Raw genomic sequence first — 16,248 nt, 5'->3', positions numbered from 1 at the left:
AAACGTGAGCTGGCTGACGTTAACGGTTTCAGACATCTTTTCGGAATGACCGCAGGCCCCGCCAGGCGGGGTTTGCACAGGAGGTTGCAATGGGCGCTATTTTGAATCTGGTCGAACGGAACCTGCACGAAGTGCACGTCGATGCCGACCGCATGCTGTTTCACATTCCCAGCAGTTCGCTGTTCGCCAGCGATGAGCTGACGGGCACCATCATCGATACCTTGCGCGGTCCCGGCTGTTCGTCGGATGACCTGATTGAGCGCTTGGCTGCGCGCTTCAACGGCGAAGAAATCACCGAGACCCTGCGCGAGTTGATGGCCCTGGAACTGGTCAGCGACGGCTCGCCGCTGACCCCGGACATCGGCACCAAACGGGTCGAGCGCACCGCAATCAATACCGTGGTGCTCAACGTCAACACCGGCTGCAATCTGAGCTGCACTTACTGCTACAAGGAAGACCTCGACAAACCGTCGGCCGGCAAGAAAATGGACGTCGAAACGGCGGTGGCCTCGGTGGAGATGCTGCTGCGTGAGTCCCCGGATGAAGAGCGCTTTACCGTGGTGTTCTTCGGTGGCGAGCCACTGAGCAATCGCAAGCTGATCGAGTACATGGTCGACTATTGCGAGAAGCGTTTCCGCGAGGCCGGCAAGTTCGTCGAGTTCGTCATGACCACCAACGCGACGCTGCTCACCGAAGAGACCGTGGACTATCTGAATGCCCACCGTTTCGGGCTCTCGGTCAGTATCGACGGGCCGAAAACCGTGCACGACCGCAACCGCATTACGGTGGGCGGGCAGGGCACGTATGACGTGGTGCGGCGCAAGGCCGAGATGCTGCTGTCGCGCTACAACAGCCGTCCGGTGGGTGCGCGGGTGACCCTGACCACTGGCGTCACCGACGTCGAAACCATCTGGGATCACCTGTTCAACGAACTGGGTTTTGCCGAGGTCGGGTTTGCACCGGTGACGTCCGGCGATATCAGCACCTTCAACCTGTCCAGCGACGAGCTGATCGAAGTCTTCGCCAACATGAAGAAGCTCGGCCGGCGTTACCTGGAAGCAGCGCTGGAGCACCGCAACATCGGTTTCTCCAACCTGCACCAGTTGATCACCGACATCCACGAAGGCCACAAAAAAGCCCTGCCCTGCGGCGCGGGCCTGAAGATGCTGGCGGTGGACCACAAGGGTGAACTGAACCTGTGTCATCGGTTTACCGGTTCATCGCTGCCGACCTTCGGCAACGTCCACAGCGGTGTGAAGCAGGTCGAGTTGAACGACTTCCTGTCCCTGCGCCTCGACCGTACCAACACCGGTTGCGAGGACTGCCAGATCCGCAATCTCTGCTCCGGCGGCTGCTACCACGAGAGTTACGCCCGTTACGGCGACCCGACTCATCCGACCTATCACTACTGCGAACTGATGCGTGACTGGGTCGACTTCGGCATCGACGTCTACACCCGGATCATGGCCCACAACCCTGCGTTTATCAGCAGCTACATCACTCCGCGCAAGGCTCACTGATATGAAACATCTCAAGGCAATCAATAACAAAGCGCTGAAACTCGATGAGGCCGCGGCCGAAAACCGCATCGAAGAAGTGGTGGCGATGAGTTCCGTCGCCGGCTGCGCCTCGACCACCGACCCGGGTTGGGAAATCGATGCGTTTGGCGGGGTGTCGTCGCTGTGCCAGCCGATGGAAGCCGACCTTTATGGCTGCTCCGACCCTTGCTGGTGGCCGGCCCAGGTGCCCGACATGATGAGCACCTACCCGGACTGGAACAAGGATGCCCAGGCGTCCAACGACAACTGGCGCAACCTTGGCACTGTCTTCCCTAAAGATAAGTGATCGGACACGAAGAAGGATTCCAGCATGCCTAGCATCAAAGCCTGCGGCCTGGCCGCATTCGCCGTCCTGAGCGCGTGTTCGCTCACGGTTCTGGCCGATGAAAACACCGCACTCGAAACCGGTCGCGAGTACATGGTGGTCACCAATTATCCGAACAATCTGCACGTTATCGACCTGGCGAGCGATGCCGTGTTCAAGACCTGCAAGATGCCGGATGCTTTCGGTCCTGGCACCGTGCAGTTGTCGCCGGATCGCAAGACCGCCTACGTGCTGAACAACCACTACGCCGATGTCTACGGCGTCGAGCTCGACAGCTGCAAGCAGGTGTTCCATGCCAGCATCACCCAGAAGCCGGGGGAGAAAGCGAAGTCCATGTTCGCCTTCACCCTCAGCCACGATGGCAAGGAACTGTTCACCATTGCCAACCCGACGTTGATGCTCAACGACCGCTACGAAGTGCAGCAACCGCGGCTCGACGTGTACGCCACCGACGCCGGCCTGGACGCCAAACCCGTGCGCAGTTTCCCGGCACCCCGGCAGCTGACCATCATGCAGAGTGGCGACGACGGCACGCTGTACGTGGCGGGGGCGGATGTCTACAAGGTCGATGTGAAAACCGGCAAGTTCGACGTGCTGATCCCCAGCCGCCACTGGAAACGCCCGAACTACAGCGCGCCGGACGTGCTCTACGTGTGGAACCAGCAGACGTATCGTCATGACTTCTCGCTGCTCTACACCGCGGCGAAATTCAAGGACAAGAAGCAGGACCCGGCTACGGCGGAGTACCTCTACGGGCTGTTCAGCATCGACCTGAAAACCGGCAAGACCGAAACCACCGACTTCGGCCCCCTGACGGAAATCTACTTCAGCGGCATGCGTTCACCGAAGGACCCGAACCTGATGTTCGGCGTGCTCAACCGTCTGGCCAAGTACGACATCAAGCAGAAGAAAATGCTTCAGGCCGCGACGCTGGATCATTCCTACTACTGCATCTCCTTCAACAAGGACGGCAGCAAGATCTACCTGGCCGGGACGTTTAATGATGTGGCGATCTTTGATCCCGAGAGCATGAAGCAGATCGGCAGCATTAAATTGCCGGGTGGGGATATGGCGGTCACGACTGCGCAGATTTTTGTTCGGTAATTTGGGGCGTCTGAGCGGACACCAATCGCGAGCAGGCTCGCTCCCACAGTGGATCTTCAGGGTGATCACTATCGTGTGAACATCATTGAACCCTGTGGGAGCGAGCCTGCTCGCGATGAGGCCCTTACAGACACCGAAGCATCAAGCCCCAGGCACCGGACAACTCAAATCCCCTTCCTGGCACTTCAAGTAAGTCTTGAACGTCTCCACCCGCGCCTTCGTCAGGTCCGTGATGCAGTTGCTGTAAATCAACGGATAAACACTGCCACCCTCCACCCCGGAAGCCGAGAACTTGCACTCGGCATCCCGGAACGCAATCCACGCTCGCTGCGCACCGACCAGCAGTTTCTTGCTGTCGGGGCTGCTCTTCAAACGTGCGGTGATCTGCTGGTAAAGCGCATTCAGCTCCTTGTCGGCAGCCTTGTTCTGCTGCGCCGCGCATTGGTTCATCGTGGCTTGATCAGTGGCGTTGTCGCAGTCCGCGGCATGGGCAACGGTGATGAACAGCAGAGGCGTCAACGCCAGGAGAAAGCGTGGGTGCATAGGGATTCTCGCTGTGACATGGAAATTGAGGTGCAGTGTAGCGAACCGATATCAGCTTGCGGTGTTAGTGCTTGAGGCGCTGAGCAATTGGTCTGCGCAAGCCTCGATGTCTTCACGCAGGTGCAACTTCGCCAGCCAACGGTCAGGAATGGCCGGCACACCGTAATGAGCCCCCGCCAATTGGCCGACGATGGCGGCGGAGGTATCGGCGTCGTCGCCCAGGTTGGCGGCCTTCAGAATCGCGGCTTTGAAGCTGTCGGTGTGATGAAAACACCACAGGGCCGCTTCCAGTGAGGCAACGCAGTAACCGCTGCCACGGATATCGAGTTCGGGTTTGTCGAAGTAATCGCCTCGGGCGATGGCAGCAACTTTGGGTTCCAGAAACTTCGTTTCTGAAACGCTGAGCACATTCGCCTTGGGCATGCCTTGCAACGCATTGCAGATCAACTCGGCGAACAGCTGACAGCATTCGACCGCTTCCGGCGCGGCGTGGGTGGTTCGCGAGCTGCTCGCGGAAAACGTCCTGACCCGGTCGCGGTCCGGAAAGTAAAACAGCACCGCCGGCACCAGCCGCATCAGCGAACCGTTCCCCGCTGTGAAGGGGTCGGTGGAGCCGGCGAAGGGTTCGCCGGTTTCCTGATATCGGGTCAGGGCGTCGCGCACGGTCATGCCAATGTCGAAGCATTCACCGGTTGAGCTCAAATAACCCCACTGCCACCAATTGAGATAGCGGCCCATCTGGTCGGCCGCATCGAAGCCTTTTTTGCTCAACAGGCTTTCGGCCAGGCAGAGCGCCATCGAGGTGTCATCGGTCCATTGCCCGGGCTTCAGGTTGAAGGGGCCGCCGCCCACCATGTCGGTCAGCGGCTTGAACGAGCCGCGTGGCTGGAACTCGACGCTGGTGCCCACGGCATCGCCGCAGGCCAGGCCCAGCAGGGCCCCGCGATAACGCTTGGCGAGTGAAGGCTGCATGAATCGTCCTTGTCTGAGTCAACTTCGTTCTGAACGTTAGCAGTTTCGGTCCACTGACTTTCGTCTACAGGCCAGAACTTACCGTTGCAAATGCAGCCGAATATTTCAGGCAGGGTTGATTGCGCAGCCCGATTGATACAACTTTAAGGTGGGTCTTGTGGTCTTACAGGCCTACTGTTCAGTACAGGAGGTGACTTATGAACCCAGCATCAGATCGCATTGAAAGGAAAATCCTGCTCAAGGCGCCGCGCTCGCATGTCTGGCGCGTGCTGGCCAATGCCGAGGCGTTCGGGCAATGGTTTGGCGTGGCGCTGGAGGGCAAGCGTTTTGTCGCCGGTGAGTGGACTCAGGGGCAGATCACATACCCCGGTTATGAGCACTTGCTGTGGAATGTGCTGGTGGAGCGGGTCGAGCCGGAGCGGGTATTTTCGTTTCGCTGGCATCCGTATGCCGTGCAGCCGGAAGTCGATTACTCCCAGGAGCCCACCACCCTGGTGAAGTTTGAACTCCAGGACATGGACGAAGGCACCTTGCTGACGGTCGTCGAGTCCGGTTTCGATCACATTCCCCAAACGCGCAGACTCAAAGCATTTCGCATGGACAGCCGCGGTTGGGATGAGCAGATGAGCAATATCGAAGAGTTTCTGAAAGTCAGCGCCAAGGCACGCGAGCATCAGGCCGAGTGATGGCGGCCTGCTTGAAGCCAGGTTGAAATGCCGGCGCTGGTGCTCCATACCTGACGCGTCTAAGGGTTTTCGGAAGGGCTGCCATAGCGAATGTCTTACACGCGATGGTAGCTATGTCGTCTATTGCGGATTGGATCCGATGCGTAATCTAGCCTCATCAACTGAAGCACAGGAAGTGCTCCAGGATCACGGACGATCGACCATCAGCAAGGATTCGCTACCGACAGGGAGTCGATAATGGTCTTGGGAAAAACCCGCTTCGGCGGGTTTTTTTTCGTCTGTTGAAAAGACGACCACTTACTTTGTGGGAGTGAGCCTGCTCGCGAATGCAATCTGTCAGTGACGTCAATGCTGGCTGACCCACCGCTTTCGCGAGCAGGCTCGCTCCCACAGTGTCCGCGTGCAGCTTTGGCTCTTTGATGGTCAATGGCTTACACCAGAGCGCTGGTATGTCGTCTGTTTACGGTTCACTGATGTGGATACTCTGGATCCATCAACTGAGGTGCAGGATGCACTCAGGATCACGGATGATCGACCATAAGCCCGGATGGCTGCTGACAGGATGTCGCAATGGTCTTGAGAAACCCGCTTAGGCGGGTTTTTTTATGCCCGACACAAAAGCCCGGTCAAAAAAAAGCCCGGCACATTGGCCGGGCGGAACAGGTGCAGGGTCTTCATGCGTTACGTTGCCCCGGCGTGCGGTCCGAACCGTCGGCAGCGACCTGCATGCCCGGCGTGCGATCCGAACCGTCGGCAGCGACCTGCATGCCCGGCGTGCGATCCGAACCGTCGGCAGCGACCTGCATGCCCGGCGTGCGATCCGAACCGTCGGCAGCGACCTGCATGCCCGGCGTGCGATCCGAACCGTCGGCAGCCACTTGCATGCCCGGCGTACGGTCCGAACCATCTGCCGCAATCGGCTGTTGCTGTTCGGTGACTTGAGTGAAGAAGCGATCTTCCTGATGGCTCGGTACAGCGAAGGCGCTGGCGCTGAGGGCGAAGGTGGCAACAGCAATCAGTTGGCTAACAGTTTTCATGGCAATGACTCCGGTCGTAATCAAGGATTTGAGTGCCGGGTCGTTCAGATAATCGTGATCTGGTGAACCCGTTGCAGTCCGTACGGTTGTCTTTCTGCATGGGTTCAGATTAGGGCTGGCGCTGGTGCTGGCGTTAGACGATTACTGCCCTTGATTTGCCTGATTCTGTTTGCGTGCACAAAACCGCTAGATCGCCTGGGCGCGCAGGCGGGCGATGTCTTTGCTCGGCGAGGCGCCAAACAGACGGCTGTATTCACGGCTGAACTGCGAAGGGCTTTCGTAGCCCATCTTGTAGCCGATTGACGAAACGTCGCTGCTCTCCGACAACAACAGCCGCCGTGCTTCCTGCAAGCGCAATTGTTTCTGGTACTGCAACGGGCTCATGGCCGTCACCGATTTGAAGCGGTGATGCAGCGCCGAAGTACTGAGGTTGATCATCTGCGCCAGGTTTTCGATGCTCAGGGGCTCGGCGTAATGGTTGTTCAGCCATTCGATGGCGCGGCTGATGCGGTGGGTCTGGGTATCGGGAATGGCGATTTCATGCAAGCGCTGGCCCTGCTCGCCGCGCAACAACCGATAGAAGATTTCCTGCTGGGCCAGCGGCGCCAGGGTGCTGATGTCGTCCGGCGTTTCCAGCAGTCGCAGCAAGCGCAACACGGCATCGAGCAGGGGCGCGTCGATCCGGTCCAGAAACAAGCCGCGGCCCGTACTGCGCACGCCCGGAACACCGATCGGGCTGACATCGGCGATCAAACGGCAGATCTGTGCCGGGTCGATGTCCAGGCGCAGGCACAGATAAGGCCGCTCCGGGCTGGCTTCGATCACCTTGCCGGTCAGGGGCAGGGTGACCGACACCACCAGATAATTGAGCGGGTCGTAGATGTAGCTTTCGGCGGCCAGGCGCACTTCCTTACGCCCGTCGACAATCACGCACAGGCCCGGCTTGTGCACCGTGTGCAAATCTTCGGTGGGGTGATCGCTGCGGATCAGGTGCAAGTCCTTGATCGCCGTGGCGTGCACGCCGTATTCCGGCGCAAAGCGTTTCATCAGGCTCGCCAGTTCGGCACGACGCAGATCGACGCCGTCCTGAGGCTGGGCATTCGCGGAAGTGGAAGTCGACATACTGTTCACTCTCCCTGGCCAATGGTTGGACCGGGGTTAGTAAAACCGATTGTGCGCCTACCGACCAGCGTCGGTTTCGCTTCCACAGGATCGTGCAAGAACCCAGGAGAAATCGGCTAACGAGACGCCTTCAAGCCTCCCTAATCTGGACCTGTCGCAACTTATCACCTCCAGATGAAGGAAAACCATCATGTCCAGCATTCAAGGCAAAGTCGTTGTCATCACCGGTGCCAGCAGCGGAATCGGCGAAGCCACCGCCCGTCTTTTGGCTAGCCAGGGCGCCCATGTCCTACTTGGCGCCCGGCGCGTCGAGAGACTGGAAACACTGGTCGCAGAACTTCACTCGGCAGGTCTCAGCGCGGCGTTCCGGGCGGTCGACGTGACCCGTCGCGATGACGTGCAGGCCTTCATCGATTTCGCCGTCGAGCGCTTCGGCCGGGTCGATGTGATCGTCAACAACGCCGGGGTCATGCCCCTGTCGAAACTCGATGCGCTGAAAGTCGATGAATGGGACCGGATGATCGATGTCAACATTCGCGGCGTCCTCCACGGCATCGCCGCCGGGTTACCGCTGATGCAGGCCCAGCGCTCCGGTCAGTTCATCAACATCGCATCCATCGGCGCCTACGCCGTCAGCCCGACGGCCGCGGTGTATTGCGCTACCAAATTTGCCGTGCGGGCGATTTCCGAAGGGTTGCGCCAGGAAGTCGGTGGCGATGTGCGGGTCACGGTGATTTCCCCTGGCGTGACCGAATCCGAACTGGCCGAGAGCATTTCCGATGCCGGTGGCCGCGCCGAAATGCGCGAATTCCGCAAGATCGCCATTCCCGCCGAGGCGATTGCCCGGGCCATTGCCTACGCTATCGACCAGCCTGCCGATGTGGATGTCAGCGAACTGATCGTGCGGCCGACGGCCAGTCCGTTCTGACCCTGTGCATTAACACGACGCAATGGTGCCGGACCGACAGCCTGATTGAGGCTGGCGGTCCGGGTTGATTTACCGTTGATTGAGTCTGGCTGACACCCGTTCAGTGATTTGCGTCCGTTGCAGGAGCGATTGCGCCGAACGTTGATGAGCTTCTGCCAATACGCTCCGCGGCGCGGTTTCAGGGCAGCCCGAAGCAAACGGCGGCGCCGGCGCGTATTCCAGCTGCAACTGCACCAGCTCTGCCGTGTCCTTATCGAACAACTCCGCAGCCAGGGTCAGGGCAAAATCGATCCCAGCCGTGATCCCGCCGCCGGTCAACAGATTGCCGTCGCGCACCACCCGATCCTTCACCGGGATTGCGCCCAACGGCGCCAGCAATTCGTGATACGCCCAGTGGGTGGTGGCGCGTTTGCCCTTGAGCAAACCGGCCGCGCCGAGTACCAGCGCGCCGGTACAGACCGAGGTGACATAACGGGCGTTGGCCGCCTGGGCCTTGATGAAGGCCAGCGTCTCGTCATCTTCCATCAACGGCCCGACACCGCTGCCGCCGGGAATGCAGATCACATCCAGCACCGGGCAATCGTCGAAGGTGGTGGTCGGTTTCAGCTCCAGGCCCGTGCTTGAGGTGACCGGTACCAGGTCCTTCCAGATCAAATGCACCTTCACGTCCGGCAGCGAGGCCAACACGTCGTAAGGGCCGGTCAGGTCCAGTTGCTGAACCTGTGGAAACAACAGAAAACCGATCTGCAACGTCATGGCGTTTTTTCTCATGAAGTGGGTGGACGGCTTCACTGTAGGCTCGTAGGATTTGGCGCATACGCCAATTACCCCACGAATTACGCCAATCATGCCAAAGACCATTCATGTGCTCGCATTCGCTAACGTGCAACTGCTCGATGTCACCGGGCCGTTGCAGGTGTTTGCCTCGGCCAACGATATCGCCCGCCAGAAAGGCTTGCCGCCGCCTTACGCGCCGACGGTGATTGCCAGCGGCGGCGGGGCCGTGATGTCGTCGGCGGGGTTGGCGCTGTTGGCCGAGCCGCTGCCCGGGCAAGGCAGTGACACGTTGATCATTGCTGGTGGCTGGGGCGTTTACGCGGCGGTGCAAGACGAGTCGCTGGTGGCGTGGGTGCGTGAGCATGCGGCGGGGTGTCGCCGGGTTTCATCGGTGTGCACCGGGGCGTTTTTGCTGGCGGCCAGCGGTTGGCTCGATGGTCGGCGGGTGGTGACTCACTGGACCCGTTGCGAGCAGTTGGCGCAGCAGCATCCACGGCTGCGGGTCGAACCCAATCCGATCTTCATCAACGACGGCCCGGTGTGGACCTCGGCCGGGGTCACCGCCGGTATCGACCTGGCGCTGGCGATGGTCGAAGAAGACCTGGGCCGCAATATGGCCCTGGAAGTCGCCCGGCAACTGGTGGTGTTCCTCAAGCGCCCGGGCGGTCAATCGCAGTTCAGCGTGACCCTGTCGCTGCAAAAGGAAGGCAACCGTTTCGACGATCTTCACGCCTGGATCAGCGAAAACCTCACCATGGACCTTGGCATCCCGACCCTGGCCTTGCAGGCCGGCATGAGCGAACGCAGCTTCGTCCGTCACTACCGCGCCGACACCGGCCAGACCCCGGCGCGGGCCATCGAACTGATTCGGGTCGAGACGGCGCGCCGGTTGCTCAGCGATACCGGCGTGCCGATCAAGCGGGTGGCGGTGCAATGCGGGTTTGGCAGCGAAGAGACGCTTCGGCGCAGTTTTCTGCGGGCCATGGGCGTGACGCCGCAGGCCTATCGCGAGCGGTTTTCTGTCAGCGCTGCAGCAGATCCAGCAGTGCCTTGATCGTGGCCTCGGGCGCTTCTTCGGGAATGTTGTGCCCGACACCTGCCAGCACCTGACGCTCGTAGGGGCCGGTGAAATGGTCGATGTCGTCGTCCACTTCCGGGGCTGGCCCAACGCCGTCGTCGGCACCGCACAGGGAAATCGTCGGCACGCTGATGGGGGGGAGTTTGGTCAGCGCTTCCTCAATCCATTCCAGCGCCGGATCGCCGGGGGCATACATGAAGCGGTGGCGATAGGAGTGAATCACCACGTCGACGAAATCCGGGTTGTCGAAGGCCGGGGCGCTCAGCGGGTACAACTCGGGACCTTTGGCCCAGGTGGGTGACCACAACTTCCAGAGCAATTCGCACAGGGCTCGACGATTTTCGGTGAGGCCGTCGACGCCGCGTGGCGTGTGGAAGTAGTACTGATACCAGAGACGGTGTTCGGTTTCCGGGGCTCGCGGTCGGGTCGAGCGAGGAATGTCCTGAAGGTTGTAACCATCCCCGGTCACCAGACACCGCACGCGCTCCGGCCATAGCGCCGCGACGATGCACGCCGCCCGACCGCCCCAGTCGTAGCCGCAGAGGGCGGCTTGTTCGATACCCAAAGCTTCCATCAAATCCAGAAGATCCTGGGCGAGGGCGGCTTGCTGACCGGAGCGCAGGGTATCCGGGTTGTTGAAACGGGTGGGGCCGTAGCCGCGCAGGTAAGGGACGACGACGCGGTAGCCCTTTGCGGCCAAGGCCGGGGCGATTTCGTCGTAGGCGCGGGGGGAGTAGGGGAAGCCGTGGAGGAGGATGATCGGCTCGCCAGTGGCGAGGCCGTGTTCTTCGTAGGCGATTTGCAGGCTTGGGGTCAGGACAAATTTGGTCTGCACGTCATCGTTCATTCGCTACTCCAGAGAAGCTGTTTTGACCTGTTCCTAAGCGTCGACTTCCGCCACTTGATTAAAGTACTTCGACCGATCCGGCGTAAACGTTACCACCATCCTGGTCCGTGAACAGGTCAGCGCCCGCTCTTCAGCCAGATCAATATCCAGGTCCTCCCCGCGCAACCCCTGCCATTGGGCGAGGTATTTGAGTGAACCGTATTTTTCGAGTTTTTTAAGGCTGCGACTGACACCTCCTTTCCAGCCCAGTACCGGCAGTTCGCCGGCGAGGCATTGTCGGGCGAGGTCGGGGAATCGGGCAGCGCGCTGGCGGCCGACTTCCCAGCATTTGATCAGGCCTTTGTCGGGGCCTTCCCACAGCTCATCGCGGTTCAGGCCTGAGCGGAGTGGGGTGTCGATGCTGCGGTGGATACGCTGGGTCATTCTGGTTCCTTGAATTCGGGTTTTGTTGGACAGCTCCGCTGTACCCGTTGAGCGTCGATGGTAGGTGGGGATGTAACGGCTGGCAACAAACGATTTTCGGCTGCAGGAATGAGGTGTTTCGTGGTGATTGTGCAGGATTGTTTAGTGGTTGTAGGAGCTGAGCCTACATCGTCCACCGTTTCTTTCGCGGGTATTCAGCCAGTCTTGTGCTGTGGTTGATGGCCTCTTCGCGAGCAGGCTCGCTCCCACAGTTGATCTGAGGTGTTCACACATAATGTGGGAGCGAGCCTGCTCGCGAAGGGGGCGACGCGGTTTCACGGTTGCCAGTAGTTTTTCTCCCCACTCAGTTTCCGGTCCAGGAAACTCGCTGCACTGATCAGCGCCAGGTGCGTCAGCGCTTGCGGTGTGTTGCCCAGATGCCGCGCATGGCTGTCGAACTCTTCGGCGTACAACCCCAGCGGGTTGGCGTACCTCAGCAGTTGTTCAAACTCCAGATGAGCCTTTTCCACCTGACCGGCCCGGGCCAGGCATTCGACGTACCAGAACGAGCACGCGGCAAACGCGCCTTCGGTGCCGGCGAGGCCATCGATATGTGTGTCTTCGTTGCGGTAGCGGTAGACCATGCCGTCGCGCACCAGGCTTTTCTGGATGGCGTCGAGGGTCGAGAGCCAGCGCGGATCCTTGGCGCTGACGAAGCGCACCAGTGGCATCAGCAGCATCGAACCATCCAGGGCGGTGCCGCCGATGTGCTGGACGAAATGCCCGCGCTCCTCGTTCCAGAAGTTTTCCCAGATGTCGGCGTAGATCGCCTGACGGGTCTGGTCCCAGCGGGCGAACGGGGCGGGCAGTGAGCGTTTGGAGGCGAGGCGAATGGCCCGGTCCAGCGCGACCCAACACATCAACCGCGAGTGCAGGAAGTGATGTTGCTCGCCACGCATTTCCCAGATGCCGACGTCCTGTTGTTGCCAGGTGACACAGACTTGATCGACCACCTCCACGGCGTGTTTCCAGCCTTCATGGGAGATGGCGTCGCCGTACTTATTGACCAGGTACACCGCATCCATCAATTCGCCGAAGATGTCGAGCTGGACCTGATCGTAAGCCTGATTGCCGATGCGCACCGGCGTCGCGCCGCCATGGCCGGACAAGTGCGGGAGTTCGGTTTCCGGCAGTTCCTGGCGGCCGTCGATGGCGTAGAGAATATTGAGTTTCATCGACGTGCCCTGGCAGTCGCTGACCCGTCCGCGCAGCCAACTCATGTAGGCGTTGGCTTCCTGGACGAAGCCCAGGCGCATGAAGGCATAGACGGTGAACGACGCGTCGCGGATCCAGGTGTAGCGGTAGTCCCAGTTGCGTTCGCCAGCGGGGGTTTCCGGCAGGCCGAAGGTGGCGGCGGCGAGGATTGCGCCGTGCTTGCGCGAGGTCAGCAGCTTCAAGGCCAGCGCCGAACGATTGACCATTTCCCGCCAGCGGCCGCGGTAGGTGGATTGGCCAATCCAGTCACGCCAGAACTTCAGCGTGCGTTCCAGGCACAGTGCGGCGGCGCCTTCCTGGAAGCGCGGATCGTCGAGACCACCCAGCAGGAACTCGGCGCTTTGGTCCTGTTCGAGGGTGAATTCGGCGACGGCGGCATTGCCGTCGAGGCTTAAGATCTGGTCCGATGACAGTCGCAGAGACGGCTGACCGGCGGCCTCGAAGGTCACGTCTTTTTCATCCATGCGCGCGAGGGTGCTGGCGCGGGCATAGTCATGCCGCACGGCGCAGCGCATGTGAAAGGTCGCTTTGCCGCTGACCACCCGAACCCGACGCATCAGCACGGGCAAGTCATCCTCGTTGTCACCGATCGGCAGCAGATCGGTGACTTCGACCACGGCCCGTTCGCTGAGCCAGCGGGTTTGCAGCACGTTGGTGTCGGGCAGGTAAATTTGTTCGCGGCGGGCATCGGGCAAGTCCGGCGACAGTTGGAAAATGCCGGCCTCGGGCGTGTCCAGCAGCGAGCAGAAAATCGACGGGCTGTCGAATTCCGGCCAGCAGAAAAAGTCCACGCTGCCCTTGTCGTTGACCAGCGCCGCACTGCGCATGTCGCCGATGATGCCGTGGGCGTCGATGGCGCTTTGTCGTTCGGGATGATGATCAGCCATTGCCGCGAAACTCCGGATAGAGGCTCATGCCGCCGTCGATGAACAGGGGAGTGCCGGAGCTGGGGCCGGTGATCAGGGCGACTTGTTGGTTGAGGGACATCTGCATGGAGGTTAAAGCCTTGAGTAGAGGGCTTAACTAGCTGACTGGTTTGAGTTGCAGAGAGTTCATTTGGTGACTGCACTGGCGCCATCGCGAGCAGGCTCGCTCCCACATTTGATCTTTAGTGTCCACAAACAGTGTGTTCACAGTAGATCCACTGTGAGGGCGAGCCTGCTCGCGATGGTGCCTTCACATTCAACCAACAATTAGCCGCTTTCCCCTCGTTCAGCCTTATGGCAACTTGCAGGCCCTTGTCGAGACCTGCAACCCATGGCAAACCCTTACAGCCAGCTGTTTAACGCCCCAGGCAGCCGAGCCTTTGTACTGGCCGGCATGATCGCGCGCATGCCGATTTCCATGACAGGCATCGGCCTGATCACCATGCTCTCGCAGGTGAAGGGGGGTTACGGATTGGCCGGTGCGGTGGCCGCGACGTTTGCCCTGGCGACGGCGTTTTGCGCGCCGCAGGTTTCGCGGCTGGTGGACCGTTTCGGGCAGCGTCGGATCTTGCCGGTGTCGGCGCTGATCGGTGGCGGGGCGTTGCTGATGGTGTTGCTCGTCACTCGCTTGCAGGCCCCGCACTGGACGTTGTTTGTGTTCGCAGCCTTAGCCGGTTGCATGCCGAGCATGTCGGCGATGGTGCGGGCGCGCTGGACCGAGCTGTATCGCGGCCAGCCTGAATTGCAGACCGCCTATGCCCTGGAGTCGGTGCTGGACGAGGTCAGCTTTATCGTCGGGCCGCCGCTGTCAGTGGGGTTGTGCGTGGTGGCGTTCCCTGAAGCCGGGCCGTTGGCGGCGTTGTCGATGCTGGCGATCGGGGTGACCGCGTTTGTGTTGCAACGAGGCACCGAGCCGCCGGTGCATCCCCATGAAGAACACCATCAGGGCTCGATCATTCGTTCCAGCGAGATCCAGTTGCTGATGCTGTTGATGGTCGCCATGGGCACCATCGTCGGCGTGGTGGATGTGGTCAGCGTGGCGTTCGCCCAGCAGCAGGGGCAACCGGCGGCCGCGAGTATTGTGCTGTCGGTGTATGCCATCGGTTCGTGCCTGGCCGGTTTGGCGTTCGGGGCGTTGCGTTCGAAAGTGCCGCTGCCGCGACTGTTCCTGTACGGCGGGGTGGCGACGGCGGTGACGACGCTGCCGTTGCTGCTGGCGACGAACATTCTCGGATTGTCGCTGGCGGTGTTTGTCGCCGGGCTGTTTTTTGCGCCGACGTTGATTGTGGCGATGGCGCTGGTGGAGCAAATCGTACCGCCGGCCAAACTCACCGAGGGCCTGACCTGGCTGGTCACCGGATTGAGCATTGGCGTGGCGATTGGCGCCGCCAGTTCGGGGTGGCTGGTGGATGCGTTCGGGGCGCGCAGCGGGTTTTGGGTGGCGATTGTGGCGGGGGCGGTGGTCCTCGGTTCCGCAGTCCAAAGCTTCCGCCATTTGAAATAAAGATTTCTGTGATGAACATTAACCTGTGGGAGCGAGCTTGCTCGCGATAGGGCCATAACAGGCGACATTGATGTTGAATGTCAGGTCGCTATCGCGAGCAAGCTCGCTCCCACAAGGTTATGTGCACGACTAATTCCCCGCGGCGCTCATCCGTTCTCTTAACAGACAACTTTTCGAGGTAAGCCCGGTGACCCAGCTGACATTGCTGTGCCTGCCCTATTCAGGCGCGAGCGCCATGGTCTACAGCCGCTGGCGGCGCAAACTGCCGGAGTGGCTCAAGCTGCAGCCCGTGGAACTTCCCGGCCGTGGCGCGCGGTTTGGCGAGCCGTTGCACACCGACATGCGGCGCCTGGCGCTGCAGCTGGCCCATGAACAAAAAGCCACGCTCAAGGCGCCGTACGCCTTGTTCGGCCATAGCCTTGGCGCGTTGCTGGCCTGTGAAATGGCTCATGCCTTTCGCTCGCTGGGTTGCCCGGAACCGGTGGCGCTGTTCGCTTCGGGCACGGCTGCACCGACGATGCGTGCCGACTACGACCGGGGTTTCGCCGAGCCCAAGACCAACGCCGAACTGATCGAGCAATTGCGCACCCTTAACGGCACCAGCGAAGAAGTCCTGGCCAACGAAGAGCTGATGAGCCTGACGCTGCCGGTCCTGCGCGCGGATTTTCTGCTGTGCGGGCGTTTCGAGCCGGTGCAGCGACCATTGCTCAAATGCCCGGTGCACGTGCTCGGCGGCAAGGCCGACCGCGCCACCACCGAACAGTTGATCGGCTGGCGCAAGGAAACCCACGGCAGTTTTTCCGTGGACATGCTGGCGGGCGGACACTTCTTCATCCATGAACACGAGGCCAAGGTATTGCGGGTGATCAAGGATCAGTTGGAGGTCCATCATCGGCGCCACGCCATGGCCGCCAGCGCCTGACCCCATCCCAATATCACCAGAATCCTGTGGGAGCGAGCCTGCTCGCGATAGCGATCTTACATTCAACATTAATGTCGACTGGGATGGCCTCATCGCGAGCAGGCTCGCTCCCACAATGATTTTCGACACCCGCACACTCCGCGTTCTACCTCCCTTCTGATACTTGTTCTCATTCGCTAATTTTTCCGGTCTGTATTCGTTTTATAGGGACGACGTGCCTTTGTGCTTTCTGCCTACTGAT

Annotated in this window: 16 protein-coding genes; 8 read left to right on the top strand and 8 right to left on the bottom strand. The window is 60.5% G+C overall.

Annotation, left to right across the window (positions count from 1 at the left end):
* Positions 1-89: 89 nt before the first annotated feature.
* The 3 genes from peaB to peaD are packed head-to-tail and all read left to right on the top strand — an operon-like array spanning position 90 to position 2,988.
* Complete coding sequence (gene peaB, locus ACYZUD_RS13915; RefSeq protein WP_462024519.1) at positions 90-1,520, top strand: quinohemoprotein amine dehydrogenase maturation protein; 1,431 nt, start codon at positions 90-92, stop codon at positions 1,518-1,520.
* 1 nt (position 1,521) lies between these two features.
* A complete protein-coding gene (gene qhpC, locus ACYZUD_RS13910; RefSeq protein WP_008027961.1) occupies positions 1,522-1,845 on the top strand; it encodes a quinohemoprotein amine dehydrogenase subunit gamma in 324 nt (107 codons plus the stop codon).
* Between the two features lie 24 nt (positions 1,846-1,869).
* Positions 1,870-2,988 carry a quinohemoprotein amine dehydrogenase subunit beta gene (peaD, locus tag ACYZUD_RS13905; protein WP_462024517.1) on the top strand — a complete coding sequence of 373 codons (1,119 nt, stop codon included), beginning with the start codon at positions 1,870-1,872 and terminating at the stop codon, positions 2,986-2,988.
* A gap of 141 nt (positions 2,989-3,129) precedes the next feature.
* Here peaD and ACYZUD_RS13900 read toward each other — a convergent pair whose 3' ends face one another.
* Positions 3,130-3,531: a lysozyme inhibitor LprI family protein gene (locus tag ACYZUD_RS13900; RefSeq protein ID WP_462024516.1), complete on the bottom strand. Its 402-nt coding sequence runs from the start codon at positions 3,529-3,531 to the stop codon at positions 3,130-3,132.
* Positions 3,532-3,582: 51 nt separating this feature from the next.
* Entirely contained in the window at positions 3,583-4,503 is a 921-nt protein-coding gene (locus ACYZUD_RS13895) for an ADP-ribosylglycohydrolase family protein (protein ID WP_462024515.1), read from the bottom strand.
* A gap of 197 nt (positions 4,504-4,700) precedes the next feature.
* Here ACYZUD_RS13895 and ACYZUD_RS13890 point away from each other — a divergent pair, with 197 nt between their 5' ends.
* Positions 4,701-5,189, top strand: a complete 489-nt coding sequence (locus tag ACYZUD_RS13890; protein WP_462024514.1) for an SRPBCC family protein — start codon at positions 4,701-4,703, stop codon at positions 5,187-5,189.
* Between the two features lie 674 nt (positions 5,190-5,863).
* Here ACYZUD_RS13890 and ACYZUD_RS13885 read toward each other — a convergent pair.
* Both ACYZUD_RS13885 and ACYZUD_RS13880 read right to left on the bottom strand, forming a co-directional pair.
* On the bottom strand, positions 5,864-6,226 hold the full coding sequence (locus ACYZUD_RS13885) for a hypothetical protein (protein WP_462024513.1): 363 nt from the start codon (positions 6,224-6,226) through the stop codon (positions 5,864-5,866).
* A gap of 186 nt (positions 6,227-6,412) precedes the next feature.
* Entirely contained in the window at positions 6,413-7,348 is a 936-nt protein-coding gene (locus tag ACYZUD_RS13880; RefSeq protein WP_462024512.1) for an AraC family transcriptional regulator, read from the bottom strand.
* Between the two features lie 190 nt (positions 7,349-7,538).
* Between ACYZUD_RS13880 and ACYZUD_RS13875 the strand changes: the two genes are divergently transcribed.
* Complete coding sequence (locus tag ACYZUD_RS13875) at positions 7,539-8,276, top strand: SDR family oxidoreductase (RefSeq protein WP_462024511.1); 738 nt, start codon at positions 7,539-7,541, stop codon at positions 8,274-8,276.
* Between the two features lie 69 nt (positions 8,277-8,345).
* Here the strand turns inward: ACYZUD_RS13875 and inhA are convergent, their stop codons facing one another.
* The gene (gene inhA / locus ACYZUD_RS13870; RefSeq protein WP_462025040.1) at positions 8,346-9,032 is read right to left on the bottom strand and encodes an isonitrile hydratase; all 687 of its coding nucleotides are present in this window, start codon (positions 9,030-9,032) and stop codon (positions 8,346-8,348) included.
* Between the two features lie 91 nt (positions 9,033-9,123).
* Here inhA and ACYZUD_RS13865 point away from each other — a divergent pair, with 91 nt between their 5' ends.
* A complete protein-coding gene (locus tag ACYZUD_RS13865; RefSeq protein ID WP_462024510.1) occupies positions 9,124-10,107 on the top strand; it encodes a GlxA family transcriptional regulator in 984 nt (327 codons plus the stop codon).
* On the opposite strand, the gene ACYZUD_RS13860 is transcribed toward ACYZUD_RS13865, so the two are convergent.
* The 3 genes from ACYZUD_RS13860 to ACYZUD_RS13850 form a co-directional block, all read right to left on the bottom strand.
* Positions 10,076-10,978, bottom strand: coding sequence for an alpha/beta fold hydrolase (locus tag ACYZUD_RS13860; RefSeq protein WP_462024509.1), 903 nt, complete (start codon positions 10,976-10,978; stop codon positions 10,076-10,078). The two genes, ACYZUD_RS13865 and ACYZUD_RS13860, sit on opposite strands and share 32 nt — an antisense overlap.
* A gap of 33 nt (positions 10,979-11,011) precedes the next feature.
* Entirely contained in the window at positions 11,012-11,401 is a 390-nt protein-coding gene (locus tag ACYZUD_RS13855; RefSeq protein WP_462024508.1) for a hypothetical protein, read from the bottom strand.
* Positions 11,402-11,715: 314 nt separating this feature from the next.
* A complete protein-coding gene (locus tag ACYZUD_RS13850) occupies positions 11,716-13,542 on the bottom strand; it encodes a glycoside hydrolase family 15 protein (protein WP_462024507.1) in 1,827 nt (608 codons plus the stop codon).
* 370 nt (positions 13,543-13,912) lie between these two features.
* Here ACYZUD_RS13850 and ACYZUD_RS13845 point away from each other — a divergent pair, with 370 nt between their 5' ends.
* Both ACYZUD_RS13845 and ACYZUD_RS13840 read left to right on the top strand, forming a co-directional pair.
* The gene (locus tag ACYZUD_RS13845) at positions 13,913-15,085 is read left to right on the top strand and encodes an MFS transporter (RefSeq protein WP_462024506.1); all 1,173 of its coding nucleotides are present in this window, start codon (positions 13,913-13,915) and stop codon (positions 15,083-15,085) included.
* A gap of 187 nt (positions 15,086-15,272) precedes the next feature.
* Positions 15,273-16,007 (top strand): thioesterase II family protein, encoded by a 735-nt coding sequence (locus tag ACYZUD_RS13840; RefSeq protein WP_462024505.1) that lies wholly within the window; start codon positions 15,273-15,275, stop codon positions 16,005-16,007.
* The last annotated feature ends 241 nt before the right edge of the window (positions 16,008-16,248 follow it).

This window comes from Pseudomonas sp. XS1P51 (genome assembly GCF_054897845.1).
The sequence above is the reverse complement of the archived record's forward strand: the minus strand, read 5'-3'. Positions and strand labels throughout refer to the sequence as shown.

What these genes read in the sequence shown, in the direction of transcription:
- ACYZUD_RS13850 (WP_462024507.1), bottom strand. Translation starts at nt 13,542, where the DNA reads ATGGCTGATCATCATCCCGAACGACAAAGCGCCATCGACGCCCACGGC.
- peaD (WP_462024517.1), top strand. Translation starts at nt 1,870, where the DNA reads ATGCCTAGCATCAAAGCCTGCGGCCTGGCCGCATTCGCCGTCCTGAGC.
- ACYZUD_RS13865 (WP_462024510.1), top strand. Translation starts at nt 9,124, where the DNA reads ATGCCAAAGACCATTCATGTGCTCGCATTCGCTAACGTGCAACTGCTC.
- ACYZUD_RS13895 (WP_462024515.1), bottom strand. Translation starts at nt 4,503, where the DNA reads ATGCAGCCTTCACTCGCCAAGCGTTATCGCGGGGCCCTGCTGGGCCTG.
- ACYZUD_RS13885 (WP_462024513.1), bottom strand. Translation starts at nt 6,226, where the DNA reads ATGAAAACTGTTAGCCAACTGATTGCTGTTGCCACCTTCGCCCTCAGC.
- ACYZUD_RS13855 (WP_462024508.1), bottom strand. Translation starts at nt 11,401, where the DNA reads ATGACCCAGCGTATCCACCGCAGCATCGACACCCCACTCCGCTCAGGC.
- ACYZUD_RS13880 (WP_462024512.1), bottom strand. Translation starts at nt 7,348, where the DNA reads ATGTCGACTTCCACTTCCGCGAATGCCCAGCCTCAGGACGGCGTCGAT.
- ACYZUD_RS13900 (WP_462024516.1), bottom strand. Translation starts at nt 3,531, where the DNA reads ATGCACCCACGCTTTCTCCTGGCGTTGACGCCTCTGCTGTTCATCACC.
- peaB (WP_462024519.1), top strand. Translation starts at nt 90, where the DNA reads ATGGGCGCTATTTTGAATCTGGTCGAACGGAACCTGCACGAAGTGCAC.
- qhpC (WP_008027961.1), top strand. Translation starts at nt 1,522, where the DNA reads ATGAAACATCTCAAGGCAATCAATAACAAAGCGCTGAAACTCGATGAG.
- ACYZUD_RS13890 (WP_462024514.1), top strand. Translation starts at nt 4,701, where the DNA reads ATGAACCCAGCATCAGATCGCATTGAAAGGAAAATCCTGCTCAAGGCG.
- inhA (WP_462025040.1), bottom strand. Translation starts at nt 9,032, where the DNA reads ATGACGTTGCAGATCGGTTTTCTGTTGTTTCCACAGGTTCAGCAACTG.
- ACYZUD_RS13860 (WP_462024509.1), bottom strand. Translation starts at nt 10,978, where the DNA reads ATGAACGATGACGTGCAGACCAAATTTGTCCTGACCCCAAGCCTGCAA.
- ACYZUD_RS13845 (WP_462024506.1), top strand. Translation starts at nt 13,913, where the DNA reads ATGGCAAACCCTTACAGCCAGCTGTTTAACGCCCCAGGCAGCCGAGCC.
- ACYZUD_RS13875 (WP_462024511.1), top strand. Translation starts at nt 7,539, where the DNA reads ATGTCCAGCATTCAAGGCAAAGTCGTTGTCATCACCGGTGCCAGCAGC.